Origin of the sequence: Martelella lutilitoris (genome assembly GCF_016598595.1) — a bacterium.
Classification (GTDB): domain Bacteria; phylum Pseudomonadota; class Alphaproteobacteria; order Rhizobiales; family Rhizobiaceae; genus Martelella; species Martelella lutilitoris_A.
On the sequence record NZ_CP066786.1, the window covers coordinates 3,687,142 to 3,702,057 of the forward strand.

Annotated in this window: 14 protein-coding genes; 11 read left to right on the forward strand and 3 right to left on the reverse strand. The window is 64.2% G+C overall.

Annotation, left to right across the window (positions count from 1 at the left end; translation table 11 throughout):
- Position 1 precedes the first annotated feature (1 nt).
- A complete protein-coding gene (gene pcaF / locus JET14_RS17535) occupies positions 2 to 1,201 on the forward strand; it encodes a 3-oxoadipyl-CoA thiolase (RefSeq protein ID WP_200335189.1) in 1,200 nt (399 codons plus the stop codon).
- A 98-nt stretch (positions 1,202 to 1,299) separates the two neighbouring features.
- On the opposite strand, the gene pobA is transcribed toward pcaF, so the two are convergent.
- Positions 1,300 to 2,469 carry a 4-hydroxybenzoate 3-monooxygenase gene (gene pobA, locus JET14_RS17540; RefSeq protein ID WP_200335191.1) on the reverse strand — a complete coding sequence of 390 codons (1,170 nt, stop codon included), beginning with the start codon at positions 2,467 to 2,469 and terminating at the stop codon, positions 1,300 to 1,302.
- Positions 2,470 to 2,662: 193 nt separating this feature from the next.
- On the opposite strand from pobA, the gene JET14_RS17545 reads away from it, so the two are divergent.
- The 10 genes from JET14_RS17545 (at position 2,663) to JET14_RS17590 (ending at position 12,939) form a co-directional block, all read left to right on the forward strand.
- Positions 2,663 to 3,427: an SDR family NAD(P)-dependent oxidoreductase gene (locus JET14_RS17545; protein ID WP_200335192.1), complete on the forward strand. Its 765-nt coding sequence runs from the start codon at positions 2,663 to 2,665 to the stop codon at positions 3,425 to 3,427.
- A 24-nt stretch (positions 3,428 to 3,451) separates the two neighbouring features.
- Positions 3,452 to 4,234: a crotonase/enoyl-CoA hydratase family protein gene (locus JET14_RS17550; RefSeq protein ID WP_200335194.1), complete on the forward strand. Its 783-nt coding sequence runs from the start codon at positions 3,452 to 3,454 to the stop codon at positions 4,232 to 4,234.
- 83 nt (positions 4,235 to 4,317) lie between these two features.
- Entirely contained in the window at positions 4,318 to 5,367 is a 1,050-nt protein-coding gene (locus tag JET14_RS17555) for a TRAP transporter substrate-binding protein (RefSeq protein WP_200335196.1), read from the forward strand.
- 3 nt (positions 5,368 to 5,370) lie between these two features.
- On the forward strand, positions 5,371 to 5,922 hold the full coding sequence (locus JET14_RS17560; protein ID WP_200335199.1) for a TRAP transporter small permease: 552 nt from the start codon (positions 5,371 to 5,373) through the stop codon (positions 5,920 to 5,922).
- Positions 5,922 to 7,244 (forward strand): TRAP transporter large permease, encoded by a 1,323-nt coding sequence (locus JET14_RS17565; protein ID WP_200335201.1) that lies wholly within the window; start codon positions 5,922 to 5,924, stop codon positions 7,242 to 7,244. The genes JET14_RS17560 and JET14_RS17565 overlap by 1 nt, the downstream gene beginning before the upstream one ends.
- Before the next feature lie 14 nt (positions 7,245 to 7,258).
- Positions 7,259 to 7,741 carry a MarR family winged helix-turn-helix transcriptional regulator gene (locus JET14_RS17570; RefSeq protein WP_246750364.1) on the forward strand — a complete coding sequence of 161 codons (483 nt, stop codon included), beginning with the start codon at positions 7,259 to 7,261 and terminating at the stop codon, positions 7,739 to 7,741.
- A 103-nt stretch (positions 7,742 to 7,844) separates the two neighbouring features.
- On the forward strand, positions 7,845 to 9,662 hold the full coding sequence (locus JET14_RS17575) for a feruloyl-CoA synthase (protein WP_200335203.1): 1,818 nt from the start codon (positions 7,845 to 7,847) through the stop codon (positions 9,660 to 9,662).
- A gap of 11 nt (positions 9,663 to 9,673) precedes the next feature.
- Positions 9,674 to 10,549: an amidohydrolase family protein gene (locus JET14_RS17580; protein WP_200335205.1), complete on the forward strand. Its 876-nt coding sequence runs from the start codon at positions 9,674 to 9,676 to the stop codon at positions 10,547 to 10,549.
- A 1-nt stretch (position 10,550) separates the two neighbouring features.
- Positions 10,551 to 12,107, forward strand: a complete 1,557-nt coding sequence (locus JET14_RS17585) for an acyl-CoA dehydrogenase family protein (RefSeq protein WP_200335207.1) — start codon at positions 10,551 to 10,553, stop codon at positions 12,105 to 12,107.
- A gap of 76 nt (positions 12,108 to 12,183) precedes the next feature.
- Complete coding sequence (locus JET14_RS17590; RefSeq protein WP_200335209.1) at positions 12,184 to 12,939, forward strand: IclR family transcriptional regulator domain-containing protein; 756 nt, start codon at positions 12,184 to 12,186, stop codon at positions 12,937 to 12,939.
- Between the two features lie 3 nt (positions 12,940 to 12,942).
- Here the strand turns inward: JET14_RS17590 and JET14_RS17595 are convergent, their stop codons facing one another.
- Both JET14_RS17595 and JET14_RS17600 read right to left on the reverse strand, forming a co-directional pair.
- On the reverse strand, positions 12,943 to 13,803 hold the full coding sequence (locus tag JET14_RS17595; protein ID WP_200335210.1) for a helix-turn-helix domain-containing protein: 861 nt from the start codon (positions 13,801 to 13,803) through the stop codon (positions 12,943 to 12,945).
- A gap of 103 nt (positions 13,804 to 13,906) precedes the next feature.
- Positions 13,907 to 14,911: a transketolase family protein gene (locus JET14_RS17600; RefSeq protein ID WP_200335211.1), complete on the reverse strand. Its 1,005-nt coding sequence runs from the start codon at positions 14,909 to 14,911 to the stop codon at positions 13,907 to 13,909.
- Between the last annotated feature and the right edge of the window lie 5 nt (positions 14,912 to 14,916).

Genomic DNA, 14,916 nt, shown 5'->3' on the forward strand with positions numbered 1-14,916 from the left:
CATGAAAGACGTCTATATCTGCGACTATATCCGCACCCCGATCGGCCGTTTCGGCGGCGCGCTATCTACCGTCAGGGCCGATGATCTTGCCGCAGTACCGATCCGCGCGCTGATGGAGCGCAGCCCGAAGACCGACTGGTCGGCCGTCGACGAAGTGATCCTTGGCTGCGCCAACCAGGCAGGCGAGGACAACCGCAATGTGGCGCGCATGGCCACGCTGCTTGCCGGCCTGCCGGTGGAGGTGCCCGGTACGACCATGAACCGGCTCTGCGGTTCCGGCATGGATGCCGTCATCACCGCCACGCGCGCCATTCGCGCCGAAGAGGCGGAGCTGATCATCGCCGGCGGGGTGGAATCCATGTCCCGCGCGCCCTTCGTCATGCCGAAGGCCGCAACGGCCTTTTCCCGCAATGCGGAAATCTACGACACGACCATTGGCTGGCGCTTCGTGAACCCCGAGATGAAGGCGCGCTACGGCGTCGATTCCATGCCGGAGACCGGCGAAAACGTAGCGGAGGACTTCTCGATCAACCGAGAAGACCAGGACGCCTTTGCCTGCGCCTCGCAACAAAAGGCCGCCCGCGCGATGGACAGCGGCCGACTGGCGCAGGAGATCACGCCGGTCTCCATCCCCCAGCGCAAGGGCGAGCCGAAGATCGTCGCGCGCGACGAGCAGCCGCGCCCGGAAACGACCGTCGAGGTGCTTGCCCGCCTTCCCACGCCCTTCCGCGCCGGCGGAACGGTGACGGCCGGCAACGCCTCGGGCGTCAATGACGGAGCGGCGGGACTCATCCTTGCAAGCGAGGAAGCCGCCGTCAGGCACGGCCTCAACCCGATCGCCCGCGTCCTCGGGGGCGCGACCGCCGGCGTCGCACCGCGCATCATGGGCTTCGGTCCGGCGATTGCGGCGCGCAAACTGCTGCACCGGCTCGGGCTTCAGACCGGCGATTTTTCCGTGATCGAGCTCAACGAGGCCTTTGCATCTCAGGCGCTCGCGACTTTGCGCGACCTCGGCATTGCCGATGACGATCCGCGCGTCAATCCGAACGGCGGGGCAATCGCGCTCGGCCACCCGCTCGGCATGTCCGGCGCGCGCATCACCGGCACCGCGATGCTGGAACTGAAGCCGGGCGAGAAGGCGCTGTCCGCCATGTGCATTGGCGTCGGCCAGGGCATTGCCGTCGCCCTCGAGCGGCTTTGACGCATTGCACGTGAATATCGGCCCGGCTTCCTTGCAGAGGAACCGGGCCGACGAAGAAAAGGCGCCGGCGATAAAATCGACGCCGGCCCAAGGACGCCTCAGTAAGGCAGCCCCACATAGTTTTCGGCAAGTTCCCGTCGCGCGGTCTCCGACTGTGACAGATGCAAGAGGCTCGCCTTGCGCATCTCGGCGGCAAAACCGTCCTCGTCATCGAAGCGATGCAGCAGCATGGTCATCTGCCAGCTGAAGCGCATGGCCTTCCAGATGCGTTGCAGCGCCCGGCCGGAATAGGCGTCGATGCCCGACGAAGAGCCGGAACCGAAGCGTTCGACGAGCGCATGGAAGAGATACCAGACGTCGGAGGCGGCGAGGTTCAAACCCTTGGCGCCGGTCGGCGGCACGATATGGGCCGCATCGCCGACGAGGAAGAGATTGCCCCAGCGAAGCGGCTCCGAAACGAAAGAGCGCAGCGGCGCGATGCTCTTCTCGATCGACGGTCCTGTCACCAATCGTGCGGAGACATCGCTCGGCAGACGGCGTTTCAGTTCGTCCCAGAAGGCTGCATCCGACCAATCCTCGGCCTTGTCGGAAAGCGGCACCTGCACGTAGTAGCGGCTCAGCGCCTTGCTGCGCATGGAGGCGAGCGCGAAGCCGCGATCGGAATTGGCGTAGATCAGTTCTTCATGCACCGGCGGCGTACGCGACAGGATACCGAGCCAGCCGAAAGGATAGATACGCTCGAATTCCCGGCGCTTCTCTGCGGGAATGGTGCGGCGGGAGACGCCGTGAAATCCGTCACAACCGGCGACATAGGAACAGGCGATCGTCTTGCGTTCGCCCTCATGGATGAAGCTCACGGTCGATTGCGCCTGATCGAGGTCATCGATCACCACATCTTCCACGCCATGGAAAACCGGGGTCCCCATAGCGTCCTGCGCAGCGTAGAGATCGGCGGTCACCTCGGTCTGGCCGTAGACCATGACCTTGTGACCGGTGAGCCCGGCAAAATCGATGCGCACTTGAAGATCATTGTCTGAGAGCACACAGCCGTCATGGTCGATACCCTCGACGTCCATGCGCTGGCCGACGCCGGCCTCGCGCAAGAGTTCGACCGCGCCCCGTTCGAGAATGCCGGCGCGGATGCGCGAGAGAACGTGATCGCGGCCGGCGCGCTCCAGAACGACTGTTTCTATGCCCTGGCGGTTCAGAAGCTGGGACAGAAGCAGACCGGACGGCCCGCCTCCGATGATGGCGACTTGCGTTTTCATGAAAGACCTCCTCCGTCCTCGCTGCCTCGACGTTAGCGGGACGACGAGAGACAGGAAATGCACGAAAGCGGCATTGAATGGCACTAATCGTGCATTTATGCGGATCATCAAAAAATATGATATTTTCGAAACTGTTCATTGACAAAACAATTTAAAGCTGGCTCTACTTGCGATCGGGAGTTGAGGAGAATGTATGAAGATCGAAGGTGAAGTGGCGCTGGTCACGGGGGCTGCGAGCGGCCTGGGCGAGGCAACGGCAAAAAGGCTTGCCGCACGCGGCGCGAAGGTCGTCGTTCTCGACCTGTCAGCGGAGGCAGCCGAAAAAACGGCAGCGGAAATCGGCGGCGTCGGTTATGGCGCAGACGTCTCCGACGCGACGGCTGTCGAGGCGATTTTCGCGGACGTGACCCGTGAACACGGCGCGCCGCGGATCGTGGTGTCCTGCGCCGGGATCGGCACGGCAACGCGTATCCTGCCGCGCGACGGATCGCTGACGATCGACCTGTTCGAGCGCACGCTCCGGGTCAATCTTGTGGGCACCTACACCGTGATGAATATTGCCGCCCGTGCCATGGCCGATGCCGACCCGATCGACGAAGACGGCGCGCGCGGCGTGATCGTCAACACCGCCTCGGTTGCCCATGAGGACGGGCAGATCGGCCAGGCGGCCTATTCCGCCTCGAAGGGCGGGGTCGCCTCGATGACGCTGCCGGCCGCCCGCGAGCTTGCCCGCTTCGGCATCCGCGTCATGACCATCGCGCCCGGCCTCTTCGAGACGGGCATGAGCGCCGGCCTGCCGGATGATATTCGCGCCGAAATCCTCGCCAACGTGCCCTTTCCGAGCCGCATGGGCCTGCCGGATGAATATGCGCGGCTGGTAGAGCAGATCGTCGAAAACCCGATGCTGAACGGTTCGGTGATCAGGCTCGATGCCGCGGCCCGCATGCCGCCGAAATAGAGACGAACAAGAGCAGGACGCATGATGAACACCCATTCCGCGAGCACGGATATCCTGACGGTCGAGATCGACGGCCCGGTCGCGACCCTGACCATGAACCGGCCCGAAAAGCGCAATGCCATGTGCGATGCGCTGCTGGACGCGCTGGACGCGTTTTTCAGCAAGCCGCCGGAGGATATCCGCGTCGTCATCCTCACCGGTGCGGGCGGTCACTACTGCTCCGGGCTTGATCTTGCCGAACACGTCGCCCGCGACGCCGAAGGCACGATGTATCATTCGCGCAACTGGCACCGGGTGATGGAGCGCATCCAGTTTTCCGGCCTGCCGGTCGTTTCCGCCATGTTCGGCGCGGTGATCGGCGGCGGGCTGGAGCTTGCATCCGCCACCCATGTGCGCATCGCCGAACCCTCGACGATCTTCCAGCTGCCGGAAGGCATGCGCGGCATATTCGTCGGCGGCGGCGCGACAGTCGGCGTCGGTCGCATTCTCGGCCCTGACCGGATGCGCGAGATGATGCTGACGGGACGCGCCTACAATGCCGAGGAAGGAATGATGCTGGGACTCACCCATTACAGCGTCGGCGAGGGCGAGGCATTGCCCCTGGCCCGCCGGCTAGGGGCCAAGATCGCGAAGAACGCCCAGCTTTCGAATTACATGATGATCCAGGCGATCAGCCGGATCGCAGACATGCCGCGCGCGGACGGGCTCTTTGCCGAAAGCCTGTGCGCGGCCGTATCGCAGACGAGCGCGGATGCCGAGGAAGGCCTCAACGCTTTTCTGCAGAAGCGCGCGCCTGTCTTTCGCTAGACCGGCTTTTCGCCGGCAGGGAGAGAGGCGGGCGGAAATGCACGCGCATATCGTCCAGTCAGTCTTTAGGGAGGAGAACCGTCATGACTGATCGTTTGAAAATGACCCGCCGCACGGCGCTTGCCGCATTGGGGACGGCGCTGGCCGCCCCCGTATTCCTGCGCCAGGCGCATGCGGCGGAAGTGACGCTGAAGCTGCACCACTTCCTGCCGGCCATGGCGCCGGTGCAGAAAAACGTGTTCGAGCCCTGGGCCAAGGAACTCGCCGAGGCGTCCAACGGGGCGATCGAGGTACAGATCTACCCGGCCATGCAGCTCGGCGGCAAGGCGCCGCAGCTTGCCGACCAGGCCCGTCAGGGTATCGTCGACATCGCCTGGACGCTGCCGGTCTATACGCCGGACCGTTTCCCGGTGGCCGAAACCATGGCACTGCCCTTCATGGTGACGGACGCGGAGAAGACTTCCGTTGCCATGGACACGCTGATGCGCGAATTCGGTCAGGACGAATACAAGGGCATGAAACCGCTCGCCTTTCACACGCATGCCGGCGGCAAGCTGCACACCCGCGACAAGGGTATCACCTCGACCGCCGACATGGCCGGCATGCGGCTCCGCGCGCCCAACCAGTCGACAGGCGAAATGCTGACGGAGCTCGGCGCGGAGGTGGTGTTCTTCCCCGTCACGGAAATGGTGGTCGGCCTTTCCAACGGCGTCATCGACGGCTGCTGCCTGCCCTTCGAGGTGGTTCCGGCCTACAAGCTGCAGGAACTGACCAGCTATTCCGCCATGCCCGCCCCCGGCGCGCGCGGCATCTACACCAACACCTTCTCGCTGGTGATGAACGAGCGCGCCTATGAGGCCATGCCCGAGGATGCCCGCAAGGTGCTTGACGACCATTCCGGACCCGCGCTCTCGAAACGTCTGGGCGCCTCCTTCGACCAGGCGGAGGCCGGCGGCGAAAAGGTTGTCCGGGAGCATGGCAACGAGATCGTCGAGATCCCGGCCGATGTGATCGCCGAATGGCGCAAGGTCTCCGAGCCAATCGTCGCCAACTGGCAGAAGAAGCTCGACGACAAGGGCTATGACGGCGCGGCTATCATTAAGCGCGCAAACGCACTGCTGGACCAGGGCTGATTGATGGCGGAGAAAACCCCATCCGGCCTCACGAAGCGGGGGGCATCGCGCCCCCGCTTCGCCTGGCTCTACCGGCTTTGCCTTGTCGCGGCCGGCGCGGGCGGGCTCGCAGCCTTCGCTGCAGCGCTGATGGTCACGCTTTCCGTGCTGATGCGCATTTTCGGCTTCGGCGGCATCCGCGGCGATTTCGAGGCGGTCGAGCTCGTCTGCGCGGCCTGCGCCTCGCTGTTCCTACCCTACTGCCAGTTCACGAAGGGCCATGTGATGGTCGATCTGTTCACCAACTGGCTTCCCGCCGCCGGCCAGCGTCGTCTCGACGGTTTCTGGACCGTTCTGTTCGGGCTCGGCTGGTCGGTCATCTGCTGGCGGCTGACCCACGGTCTGGAGACAATCCACGGCTATGGCGACCGCACCATGCTGCTCGGCTTTCCCCTGTGGCTGATCTATCTGCCCGCCGTCGCCGGAACAGGGCTTTCGGCGCTCGTCGCCTTCATCATTGGCATTGACGATCTGGTCAACGGCCGCGCAACCGATCCCATGACGGAGGGCGCGTGATGGAACCGATGACCATCGCGCTCGGCATGATCGTCATCCTGCTGGCGCTGATCTTCCTCAGAATGCCGATCGCGCTTGCCATGGGCGGCGTCGGCGCGGCGGGCTACATCCTGCTCGGCGGCGCCTCGAGCCTCATCTTCTATCTCGACACCGCCTGGGTCGACAAGTTCATGTCCTATGAGCTGGCGATCGTACCGCTCTTCATCCTGATGGGTCACATCGCCACCCGCAGCGGCATTTCCGCGAAACTCTTCGGCGCTTCGAATGCCTGGATCGGGCATTTTCGCGGCGGGCTTGCCATGGCGGCGGTCGCTGGCTGCGCCATGTTCGGCTCGATCTCGGGCTCCTCGCTCGCCACCGCCTCGACCATGGCCCGCGTGGCGCTCCCGGAAATGCGCAAGCACGGCTATTCCGGCGCGTTGTCCGCCGGCTCGCTGGCCGCCGGCGGCACGCTCGGCATCCTCATTCCGCCCTCGGTAGTGCTGATCATCTATGCGCTTCTGACCGAGCAGAACATCGTCAAGCTGTTCCTGGCGGCAACCATTCCGGCGACGCTCGCCGTCATCGGCTTCTTCATCGCGATTGCGGTGTTCGTCCGGCTCTTCCCCGAACAGGGGCCGAACCATGACCCTGTGCCCTATCGCGAGCGTCTCCGCGCCGTGCTCGGCATCTGGCACATCGTCGGCATCTTCGTCGTCGTGCTCGGCGGCATCTATGGCGGCTTCTTCACGCCTGCCGAGGGCGCATCGGTGGGCGTGGTGCTGACATTGCTGGTCGGCGTCCTGACGGGAGGTCTCACAGTCCGCGACCTGATCGGCTCGCTGATCGACACCGCCGCAGCCTCGGCAATGATCTTCGCCATCGTCTTCGGCGCGGATATCTTCAACGTGGCACTGGCGCTGAGCCGCATGCCGACCGACATCGCCGCATGGTTCGCGCAGTCGGGCCTGCCGCCGATGACGGTGATGCTGGCGATCGTGCTCTTCTACCTCGTCATGGGCTGCGTGATGGACAGCCTGTCAATGATCCTGCTTACCGTGCCGGTCTTCTTTCCGACGGTCATGGCGCTTGACTTCGGCCTGACCCCCGAGCACACGGCGTTGTGGTTCGGCATCATCACGCTTGTGGTGGTCGAGGTGGGGATGATCACGCCGCCGGTCGGCATGAATCTCTTCGTCATCTCGTCCATGGCGAAACACATACCGCTGAAGACCATCTTCGGCGGCACCATACCCTTCATCCTGTCGGAGTTGTTGCGGATCATCCTGCTGATCGCATTTCCGGCGCTCAGCTTCTGGCTCGTGGACATCGTCGCGGGCTGAGAGAGAGGACAGACATGGCAAGACCAGAGAAAAACGACCCGGCAGAGGGCGACCGCAACGCGCCGGCCGCGACCGACGACATGCTGCGCGCGTTCATAGGCTACAACATGAAGCGGAGCTTCATCGTTGTCCGCGAGGACCTGCATCGCGTGCTGGAGCCGCTCGGCCTCAAGGTCGCGACCTTTTCGGCGCTCTCGGTCGTCGTCGAAAACCCGGATATCTCACAGTCTCAACTTGCCCAGGTCCTGAAGCTGGAACGCTCGGGCATGGTGGTGCTGGTCGATTCACTGGAAGGCGACGACCTGATTTCGCGCAACCGCGTGCCCGGTGACAGGCGCACCTATGCGCTGCGCGCCACGCCGAAGGGTCGTCGATTATGGGAGAAGGCCCGCGCCGTGGCGACCGCGCATGAGGCCGCGCTGTTCGGCCCCGTCCTGGATGAGAAAGAGCGCGCGCTCCTCCTGAGCCTGCTCCAGCGGGTGAGCCGCGCGCTTTGAAGAAGCGCGAAGGGTCGGAGGAGGCCTTTCGCCGTCAGCGAACATATCGAGAGGAGAGGAGGTCCGCGGCTTTGTCTGCCGGAAACCCTCGGGAGGATGAGACATGGAAGCTCGCGCAAAGGACCTGACGCTGGTCGCGCATTCGGTGCACATCGAAACACGCAGCGACGGCACGCTTTTGGCCACATCCAACGTGCCGCTTGACCCGGTTGTCCGCCATACCGGCGAATGGCTGGAGACATGGGCGCGGGACGCGCCGGACCGCACCTTCCTCGCCGAAAGGTCGGGCGACGGCTGGCGCGAGCATGGCTACCAGGACGTGCTGGAGATGGTGCGCGCGCTTGCCGCGGGCCTTATTGCGCGCGGCTTCGGGTCGGAACGGCCGATCCTGATCATGTCCGGCAACGGCGTCGATCACGCGCTCCTGTCGTTTGCCGCTCAATATGCCGGCATTCCGACGGCCCCGCTTGCCGAACAATATTCTCTGATCGAGGAAGCCCACGGCCGGCTCGCCTATGCGATCGCCAAGATCAACCCGGCGCTCGCCTTCGTCGATGACGCCGGCAAGTTCGCTGCCGCCCTTTCGCGGCCGGAGTTCGATCATATTCCCGTGGTCGCGGTAAGGACCGAAGGCGCGCCGCGCGCCGTGATTGCCTTTTCCGACCTGATGCGGGGCGATCCGGCGGTCGATCTGGAAGCCGCCCATGCCAGGGTCGGGCCCGACACGCTGGCGAAACTGCTTTTCACCTCCGGATCGACCTCCAACCCCAAGGCGGTGATGACGACCCAGCGGATGATGTGCGCCAATCAGAGCCAGATGGCCTCGGTCCTGCCTTTCCTGAAGGAGCGTCCGCCGGTCATTTGCGACTGGTTGCCGTGGAACCACGTTTTCGGCGGCTCGCACAATGTCAACATGATGCTCGCCCATGGCGGCAGCCTCTATATCGACCACGGCAAACCGACAGCGCGCGACATTGGCACGAGCATCGAGAACATCAAGATGCATCCGGGTAATCTCGCCTTCAATGTGCCGGTTGGCTTTTCCATGCTGGTCCACGCCATGGAGAAGGACCTTCACCTGCGCGAAGCCTTCTTCAGCGACCTCGACATGCTGTTTTACGCCGGCGCCTCGCTGCCGCAGGACATCTGGACGCGGCTTGAAGACATGGCGATGGAGGTGCAGGGTCGCCTGCCGCTGATGATCGCTTCCTGGGGCATGACGGAGACTGCGCCTGCAACCATCATGCTGCACGAGCAGATCGGCCGTTCCGGGGTGGTCGGCGTGCCGCTTCCCGGAACCGAAGTCAAACTGATACCCGACGCGGAAATGCGCTGCGAACTGAGGGTCAAGGGCATCAACGTCATGCCCGGCTATTTCGGCGACCCTGAGAAGACAGCCGAAAGCTTCGATGAGGAAGGCTTCCTCATCACCGGCGACGCGCTGCGCTTCGTCGACCCCGACGATTACGACCGGGGCCTTTATTTCGATGGCCGCGTCTCCGAGGATTTCAAGCTGATGACGGGCACCTGGGTGCAGGCCGGAAAGCTTCGCCTGGAAGCGCTGGAGGCGCTGAAGGGCCAGGTGCGCGACGTCGTCGTCTGCGGCCACGACCGCGGCGAGATCGGTCTTTTCATCTTTCCCAATCCCGATGCCGTGCATGACGGCAACACGTCGGAGGGCGCGGTCATCGACGCGCATCTGCAGGCCGCAATCCACTGGGAGCTTCGGCTTCTGGCGCGCAAGGCCACGGGTTCGGCCCGGCGCATCGCCCGCGCCATCATTCTCGCCGAACCGCCGAGCCTGAAGGATGGCGAAGTCACCGACAAGGGATCGCTCAACACGCGCAAGATCATCACCCGCCGTGCGGAACTTCTCGAACGGCTCTATGATAACCAGGACCCGGCCCTCATCCGGGTCTGAAGGACAAAGACATGGTTGATTTCTCCAAGGTTCGCGCCATCGATTTCCATACCCACGCCGAAGAAAGCTGCGGCTGCCACGCCGATGACGGCTATGACGATCTGCAGTCGGCGATGGCGAAATATTTCAACGCGCCCTGGTCGCATCCGCCGACCATTCCGGAAACGGCCGCGCACTACCGCAAGATGAACATCGCCGCGGTAATCTTCCCCGTCGATGCCGAACGCGAGACCGGCTACCGCCGCTACAACAATTACGAGGTCGCCGAGGCCTGCGCCAAGGAAAGCGATATCCTCATTCCCTTCGCCTCCATCGACCCGGCCAAGGGCAAGCTCGGCGCGCGGGAGGCCCGCGATCTGGTCGAGAACCACGGCGTCCAGGGCTTCAAGTTCCACCCAACCATGCAGGGCTTCTACCCCAATGACCGGATGGCCTATCCGCTTTATGAAGCGATTGCAGAGACCGGCAAGCCCGCGCTGTTTCACACCGGCCAGACCGGCGTCGGTTCCGGCATGAAAGGCGGCAACGGCATGCGGCTGAAATACTCCGATCCGATGTATATCGACGATGTCGCGGTCGATTTTCCCGACATGCCGATCATTCTCGCTCATCCCTCCTTCCCCTGGCAGGAGGAGAGCCTGTCGGTCGCCCAGCACAAGCCGAATGTCTATATTGATCTCTCCGGCTGGAGCCCGAAATATTTCCCGGAAATCCTGGTGCGCTACGCCAATACCTTGCTAAAAAAGAAGATGCTGTTCGGCTCGGACTGGCCGATGATCGCGCCGGAAAAATGGCTCGACGCCTTCGACACGGCGGCCTTTCGCGACGAGGTGCGGCCGCTGATCCTGAAGGAAAACGCCATGCGTCTTCTGGGCGTGGAGGCCTGAAATGATCCCGTTTTCTGCTTCCGTTGACGATATCCTGTTCTCGCTGCGCGATGTCGCCCGCGCCGACCGTCTCCCCGACTGGGACGAGGGGCTCGCCTCCGAGATCATCGGCCATTTTGCCGATTTTGCCGAAGGGGTGATCGCCCCGATCAACGCCGCGGGCGATGCCGAGGGCTGCCGCCTGGAAGATGGCCGGGTTAAGATGCCGGAAGGCTTCGCCGATGCCTTTCGCCAGCTGGCGGACGGCGGCTGGCAGGGGCTCACCGCGCCGGAAGATTTCGGCGGCATGGGGCTTTCGCCGGTCATCGCATCCGCCGTTTCGGAAATCTTCTCCGGCGCCAACCACGCGCTGCAAATGGTCTCGAGCCTGGTGCCGGCAGCCGTCGAGACGCTGTTGCGCTTCGGCACCGAAAAACAGCAACAGGACTGGATCCCGTCGCTGATCTCGGGAGAGACGCTGTCGACCATGTGCCTGACCGAGCCTGGCGCCGGTTCCGACCTCGGCCGCATCCGCACCACGGGCCGCAGGGACGGCGATGCCTGGCGGCTGAACGGCGAGAAGATCTTCATTTCCGGCGGCGATCAGGACCTTTCCGATAACATACTGCATCTCGTTCTCGCCCGCACGGGCGCGACCGAGGACGGGGTGAAGGGCCTCTCCCTCTTCCTGTGCGACAAGAACAGCGCCGGCGACGCGATCAAGATCACGCGAATCGAGGAGAAGCTCGGTCTCCACGCCTCGCCCACATGCCAGATGGCGTTCGACGACACGCCGGCCGAACTGATCGGCGTCGAGGGAGAAGGCCTGAAGGCGATGTTCACGGTGATGAACCATGCGCGCATCGACGTTTCACTGCAGGGCGTCGCCCATGCCGCGCGGGCCTCGGCGATTGCGACAGCCTATGCCGGCGAACGCCAGCAGGGCCGCAAACCCGATGGCAGCCCGGCCATGCTCTCGGACCATGCCGATGTGCGACGGATGCTCGACGAACAACGGGCGCTCGCCCTCGGCAGCCGCGCCATGTGCCATGTGGCGCTGGTGGAAATGGCCCTTGGCGCCCGCCCGGCGCTCGTCGATTTCCTGACCCCCGTGTGCAAGCTGTTTTCCTCCGAGGCCGGCATCCGCGCCGCCGATCTCGGCATCCAGGTGCTCGGCGGCTATGGCTATCTGACGGAGTACGGCCTGTCGCAGGTCTGGCGCGATGCCCGCATCACCGCCATCTATGAAGGCGCGAACGGCATTCACGCGCTGACAACGGCAACGCGCGGCCTGCGTTTTGCCGGCGGCGCGGGGGCCGACGCCTTTGCCGCCTTGATCTGTGAGCTCGCCGGCGACGAGACGGAGGTAATCACACTTCTGTCCGCCTGGCAGGACTGGCGCGCGCGACTTGTCGCCGCCGATGATCCGTCGCAAGAGGCCCATGATTTTGCATTGCTGACCGCCAACCTCTTCTACAGGGCCGCCTGGTGCCGCATCGCAGCCGCCGCTCCCGAAGATGCCGCCGTGTCCACGCTGAAACGCCACGTCCTGGCAGCGCCCCAGCCCGTCCGGCTCTAGCTTTCTGACGCTTGCCGGGAACGGCTGCGCCATGCACAATGCGGCTGTTGTTCGCATTGTGCACACAGGACCGACCATGGACAGGCCGACCGATACCATTGCCTCCTTCGCCAAGGGCCTGCGCGTCATCACCTGTTTCGGCGCGGAAACGCCCCGGCTTTCCATCGCCGAGGTATCGGCTGCAACCGGACTTGACCGGGCCACTGCGCGACGCTGCCTGCTGACACTGCATGCCGAGGGCTATGCCAGCTATGACGGCAAGTATTTCGCGCTGACGCCGCAGGCCCTGAGGCTCGGCATGAGCGCGCTCAACGCGCTGCCGCTGCCGCAACTTGTCCAGCCCTGGCTCGACCAGCTGTCGGAGCGGATCGGCCAGTCCTGCTCGGTCGCGATCCTCGACGGCACCGAGATCGTCTATGTCGCGCGCGCGGCGCAGCGGCGGGTGATGTCTATCGGACTGATGCCCGGTTCCAGACTACCCGCCCACTGCACCTCCATGGGCCGCGTCCTGCTTGCGGCCCTTCCCGAGGCGGAGGCGCGGGCGCGGATCGAAAGCGCGGATCTTTCCCCGCGCACCCCGGCAAGCCTCTCCTCGCCCGACGAGATCATGGAGCGGATCGCTGCGGCGCGACGCGACGGTTTCGCCCTGATCGACCAGGAAGTGGAGACCGGCCTGCGCTCGATCGCCGTTCCCATCATCAATGGGCGCGGCCAGACGCTCGCCGCGCTAAACACCGGCATGGCGGTGACCGCCGAGCCGGCCGAGACGCTGGTCGAGACCTATCTTCCGCAGCTTTTGAAGATGCAGCAGAACCTCAGCCGCATTGTCTGACGCTCAATCCGCCGCAGTGGAAAACCGTTCGCGATAGTCGCTCGGCGTCACCCCCTTCAACACCCTGAACCGGCGCGAGAAATAGGAGGGATCGCGATAGCCGAGCCTGTAGCCGATTTCGGCCACGGGCTCGCGCGTAAAGGCGAGCAGGCGGCAGGCCTCGGCAAGGACGGCGTTTTCGATGTAATCCGTGGCGCTCTGCCCGACCGTTTCCCGACAAATGCGGCTCAGATGGCCGGTGGTGATGGACAACGCGCGGGCATAATCCTTCGGTCGCCAGCGGTCGCCAAGATGTTCGGCCATCAGCGCATCCAGGCGGCGGCGCTGGCGCTCATAGCCCGAAGCGGCCGGATCAGGCGCATCGGCCTGCCCCGCCGCGATCGCGGCAAGAAAGGCCTGGGTGAGGCCGACCAGCACCGTATTGCGATAGGGCCGGGCGGCACGGAAGCACTCGGTCAACTCGCCGAGAATGCCAAGCGTTGCCGGATCGGCCGCACCGCAAAAGGGACGGGCGAGACGCTCGCCGAGCTCGGCGGAGGATGAGGCGATGCCTGAAAGCACGAAGGCCGGGATGGAGATCACATGGCCGTCGGAGCCGCCGGCAATGGTGAGCGCGTGCACCACCTGCGGCGCGACATAGTGAAACCGCCCGTCGCCCAGAAGGCTCGTCTCTTCGTCGATCCGGATCATCGCCTCGCCGCGATGCATGATGAAGACCTGCGCCATCTGCCCGTGACGATGGGCGCCGATATGCCAGTCATGCAGCGGCGCGCGATCGCGAAAGCGCTCGCAATGAACGACATCCGGAAACGGCGTCGTCTCTCCGAACAGGCTGAAAACCGGTATGTCGCGCGTCTTCTCCATGCACGCTTTCTACCAGTTCGCAACGCTCCTGTCGCCTCTGTCAGAGCGCCGCATGGGCGAAGAGCAGCCGGGCGAAACCGCCCGGCTCTGCTTTAGGCCGGTGCTAAAGCGCCTCCGCCTTGACCAGCGAGTGGACATCCTCGACGCGGGCCGAATCCAGATCGCTTTCGTCGATGCCGAAGCTTTCGCCCACAAGATCCTCGACGCCGCGCACCAGCGCCAGCGCATCGAGGCCATAGTAGCGCATCAGATAGGCGCGCGAGCCGCCATGGGCATAAGTGTCCTTGAGCCCCAACCGGATCAGCCGCTTGCCGACGCCGGCGTCAGCCATGGTCTCGGCGACAAGCGAACCGATGCCGCCTTCTGTCACATGGTTTTCCAGCGTGATCACGCCGTGGCGCACCGAGCCGACATGATCGAGCAATGCCTTCGCGTCAAACGGCTTGATCGTGTGGAGATGAAGATGGCGGATCGAAAGACCGGCATTCTTCAGCGCCGAACGCGCGCGCATCGCCTCTTCCGTGGTGATGCCTGCGGTAACCACCAGAACATCGTCGCCGGCGCTCAGTTCGCGCATCTCGCCGACCTTGATGGGCGTGTCGAACAGGCGCGGCACGGAACCGCGCAGCACCCGGCACCAGACCGGCCCGTCAATGCTGTCGGCGGCCTCGCAGATGCTTTCCACCTCGGTCGCATCGCCGGTTTCCAGGATGGTCATGTTCGGGATCGACCGCATCACCGCAATGTCCTCGATCGACTGGTGGGTCATGCCGCCGGGCGTGGTGACGCCGGGAAGGAAGCCCATCAGCCGCACCTTGCGGCGGGGATAGGCGACCGAGGCCATCAACTGATCATAGGGCCGGCGATACATGAAGACGCCGAATGTGTGGATGAACGGCCTGAAGCCGGCAAGCCCCAGCCCGCCCGCAAAGCTCATCATGTTCTGTTCAGCCATGCCGAGCGAAAGGAACTGATCGGGATGCCGGTCGCGAAACCCGTCCACTTCGCATGACGAGGTCAGATCCGCCGAAAGGCACAGAATATCGGGATTGCCTGCGGCAAATTTTTCAAATGCCGCCGCATAGGGGCGCGATACCATTTCTACCATTTTCC

Coding starts and splice junctions, on each gene's coding strand:
- pcaF (WP_200335189.1), top strand. CDS start 2: ATGAAAGACGTCTATATCTGCGACTATATCCGCACCCCGATCGGCCGT.
- pobA (WP_200335191.1), bottom strand. CDS start 2,469: ATGAAAACGCAAGTCGCCATCATCGGAGGCGGGCCGTCCGGTCTGCTT.
- JET14_RS17545 (WP_200335192.1), top strand. CDS start 2,663: ATGAAGATCGAAGGTGAAGTGGCGCTGGTCACGGGGGCTGCGAGCGGC.
- JET14_RS17550 (WP_200335194.1), top strand. CDS start 3,452: ATGAACACCCATTCCGCGAGCACGGATATCCTGACGGTCGAGATCGAC.
- JET14_RS17555 (WP_200335196.1), top strand. CDS start 4,318: ATGACTGATCGTTTGAAAATGACCCGCCGCACGGCGCTTGCCGCATTG.
- JET14_RS17560 (WP_200335199.1), top strand. CDS start 5,371: ATGGCGGAGAAAACCCCATCCGGCCTCACGAAGCGGGGGGCATCGCGC.
- JET14_RS17565 (WP_200335201.1), top strand. CDS start 5,922: ATGGAACCGATGACCATCGCGCTCGGCATGATCGTCATCCTGCTGGCG.
- JET14_RS17570 (WP_246750364.1), top strand. CDS start 7,259: ATGGCAAGACCAGAGAAAAACGACCCGGCAGAGGGCGACCGCAACGCG.
- JET14_RS17575 (WP_200335203.1), top strand. CDS start 7,845: ATGGAAGCTCGCGCAAAGGACCTGACGCTGGTCGCGCATTCGGTGCAC.
- JET14_RS17580 (WP_200335205.1), top strand. CDS start 9,674: ATGGTTGATTTCTCCAAGGTTCGCGCCATCGATTTCCATACCCACGCC.
- JET14_RS17585 (WP_200335207.1), top strand. CDS start 10,551: ATGATCCCGTTTTCTGCTTCCGTTGACGATATCCTGTTCTCGCTGCGC.
- JET14_RS17590 (WP_200335209.1), top strand. CDS start 12,184: ATGGACAGGCCGACCGATACCATTGCCTCCTTCGCCAAGGGCCTGCGC.
- JET14_RS17595 (WP_200335210.1), bottom strand. CDS start 13,803: ATGGAGAAGACGCGCGACATACCGGTTTTCAGCCTGTTCGGAGAGACG.
- JET14_RS17600 (WP_200335211.1), bottom strand. CDS start 14,911: ATGGTAGAAATGGTATCGCGCCCCTATGCGGCGGCATTTGAAAAATTT.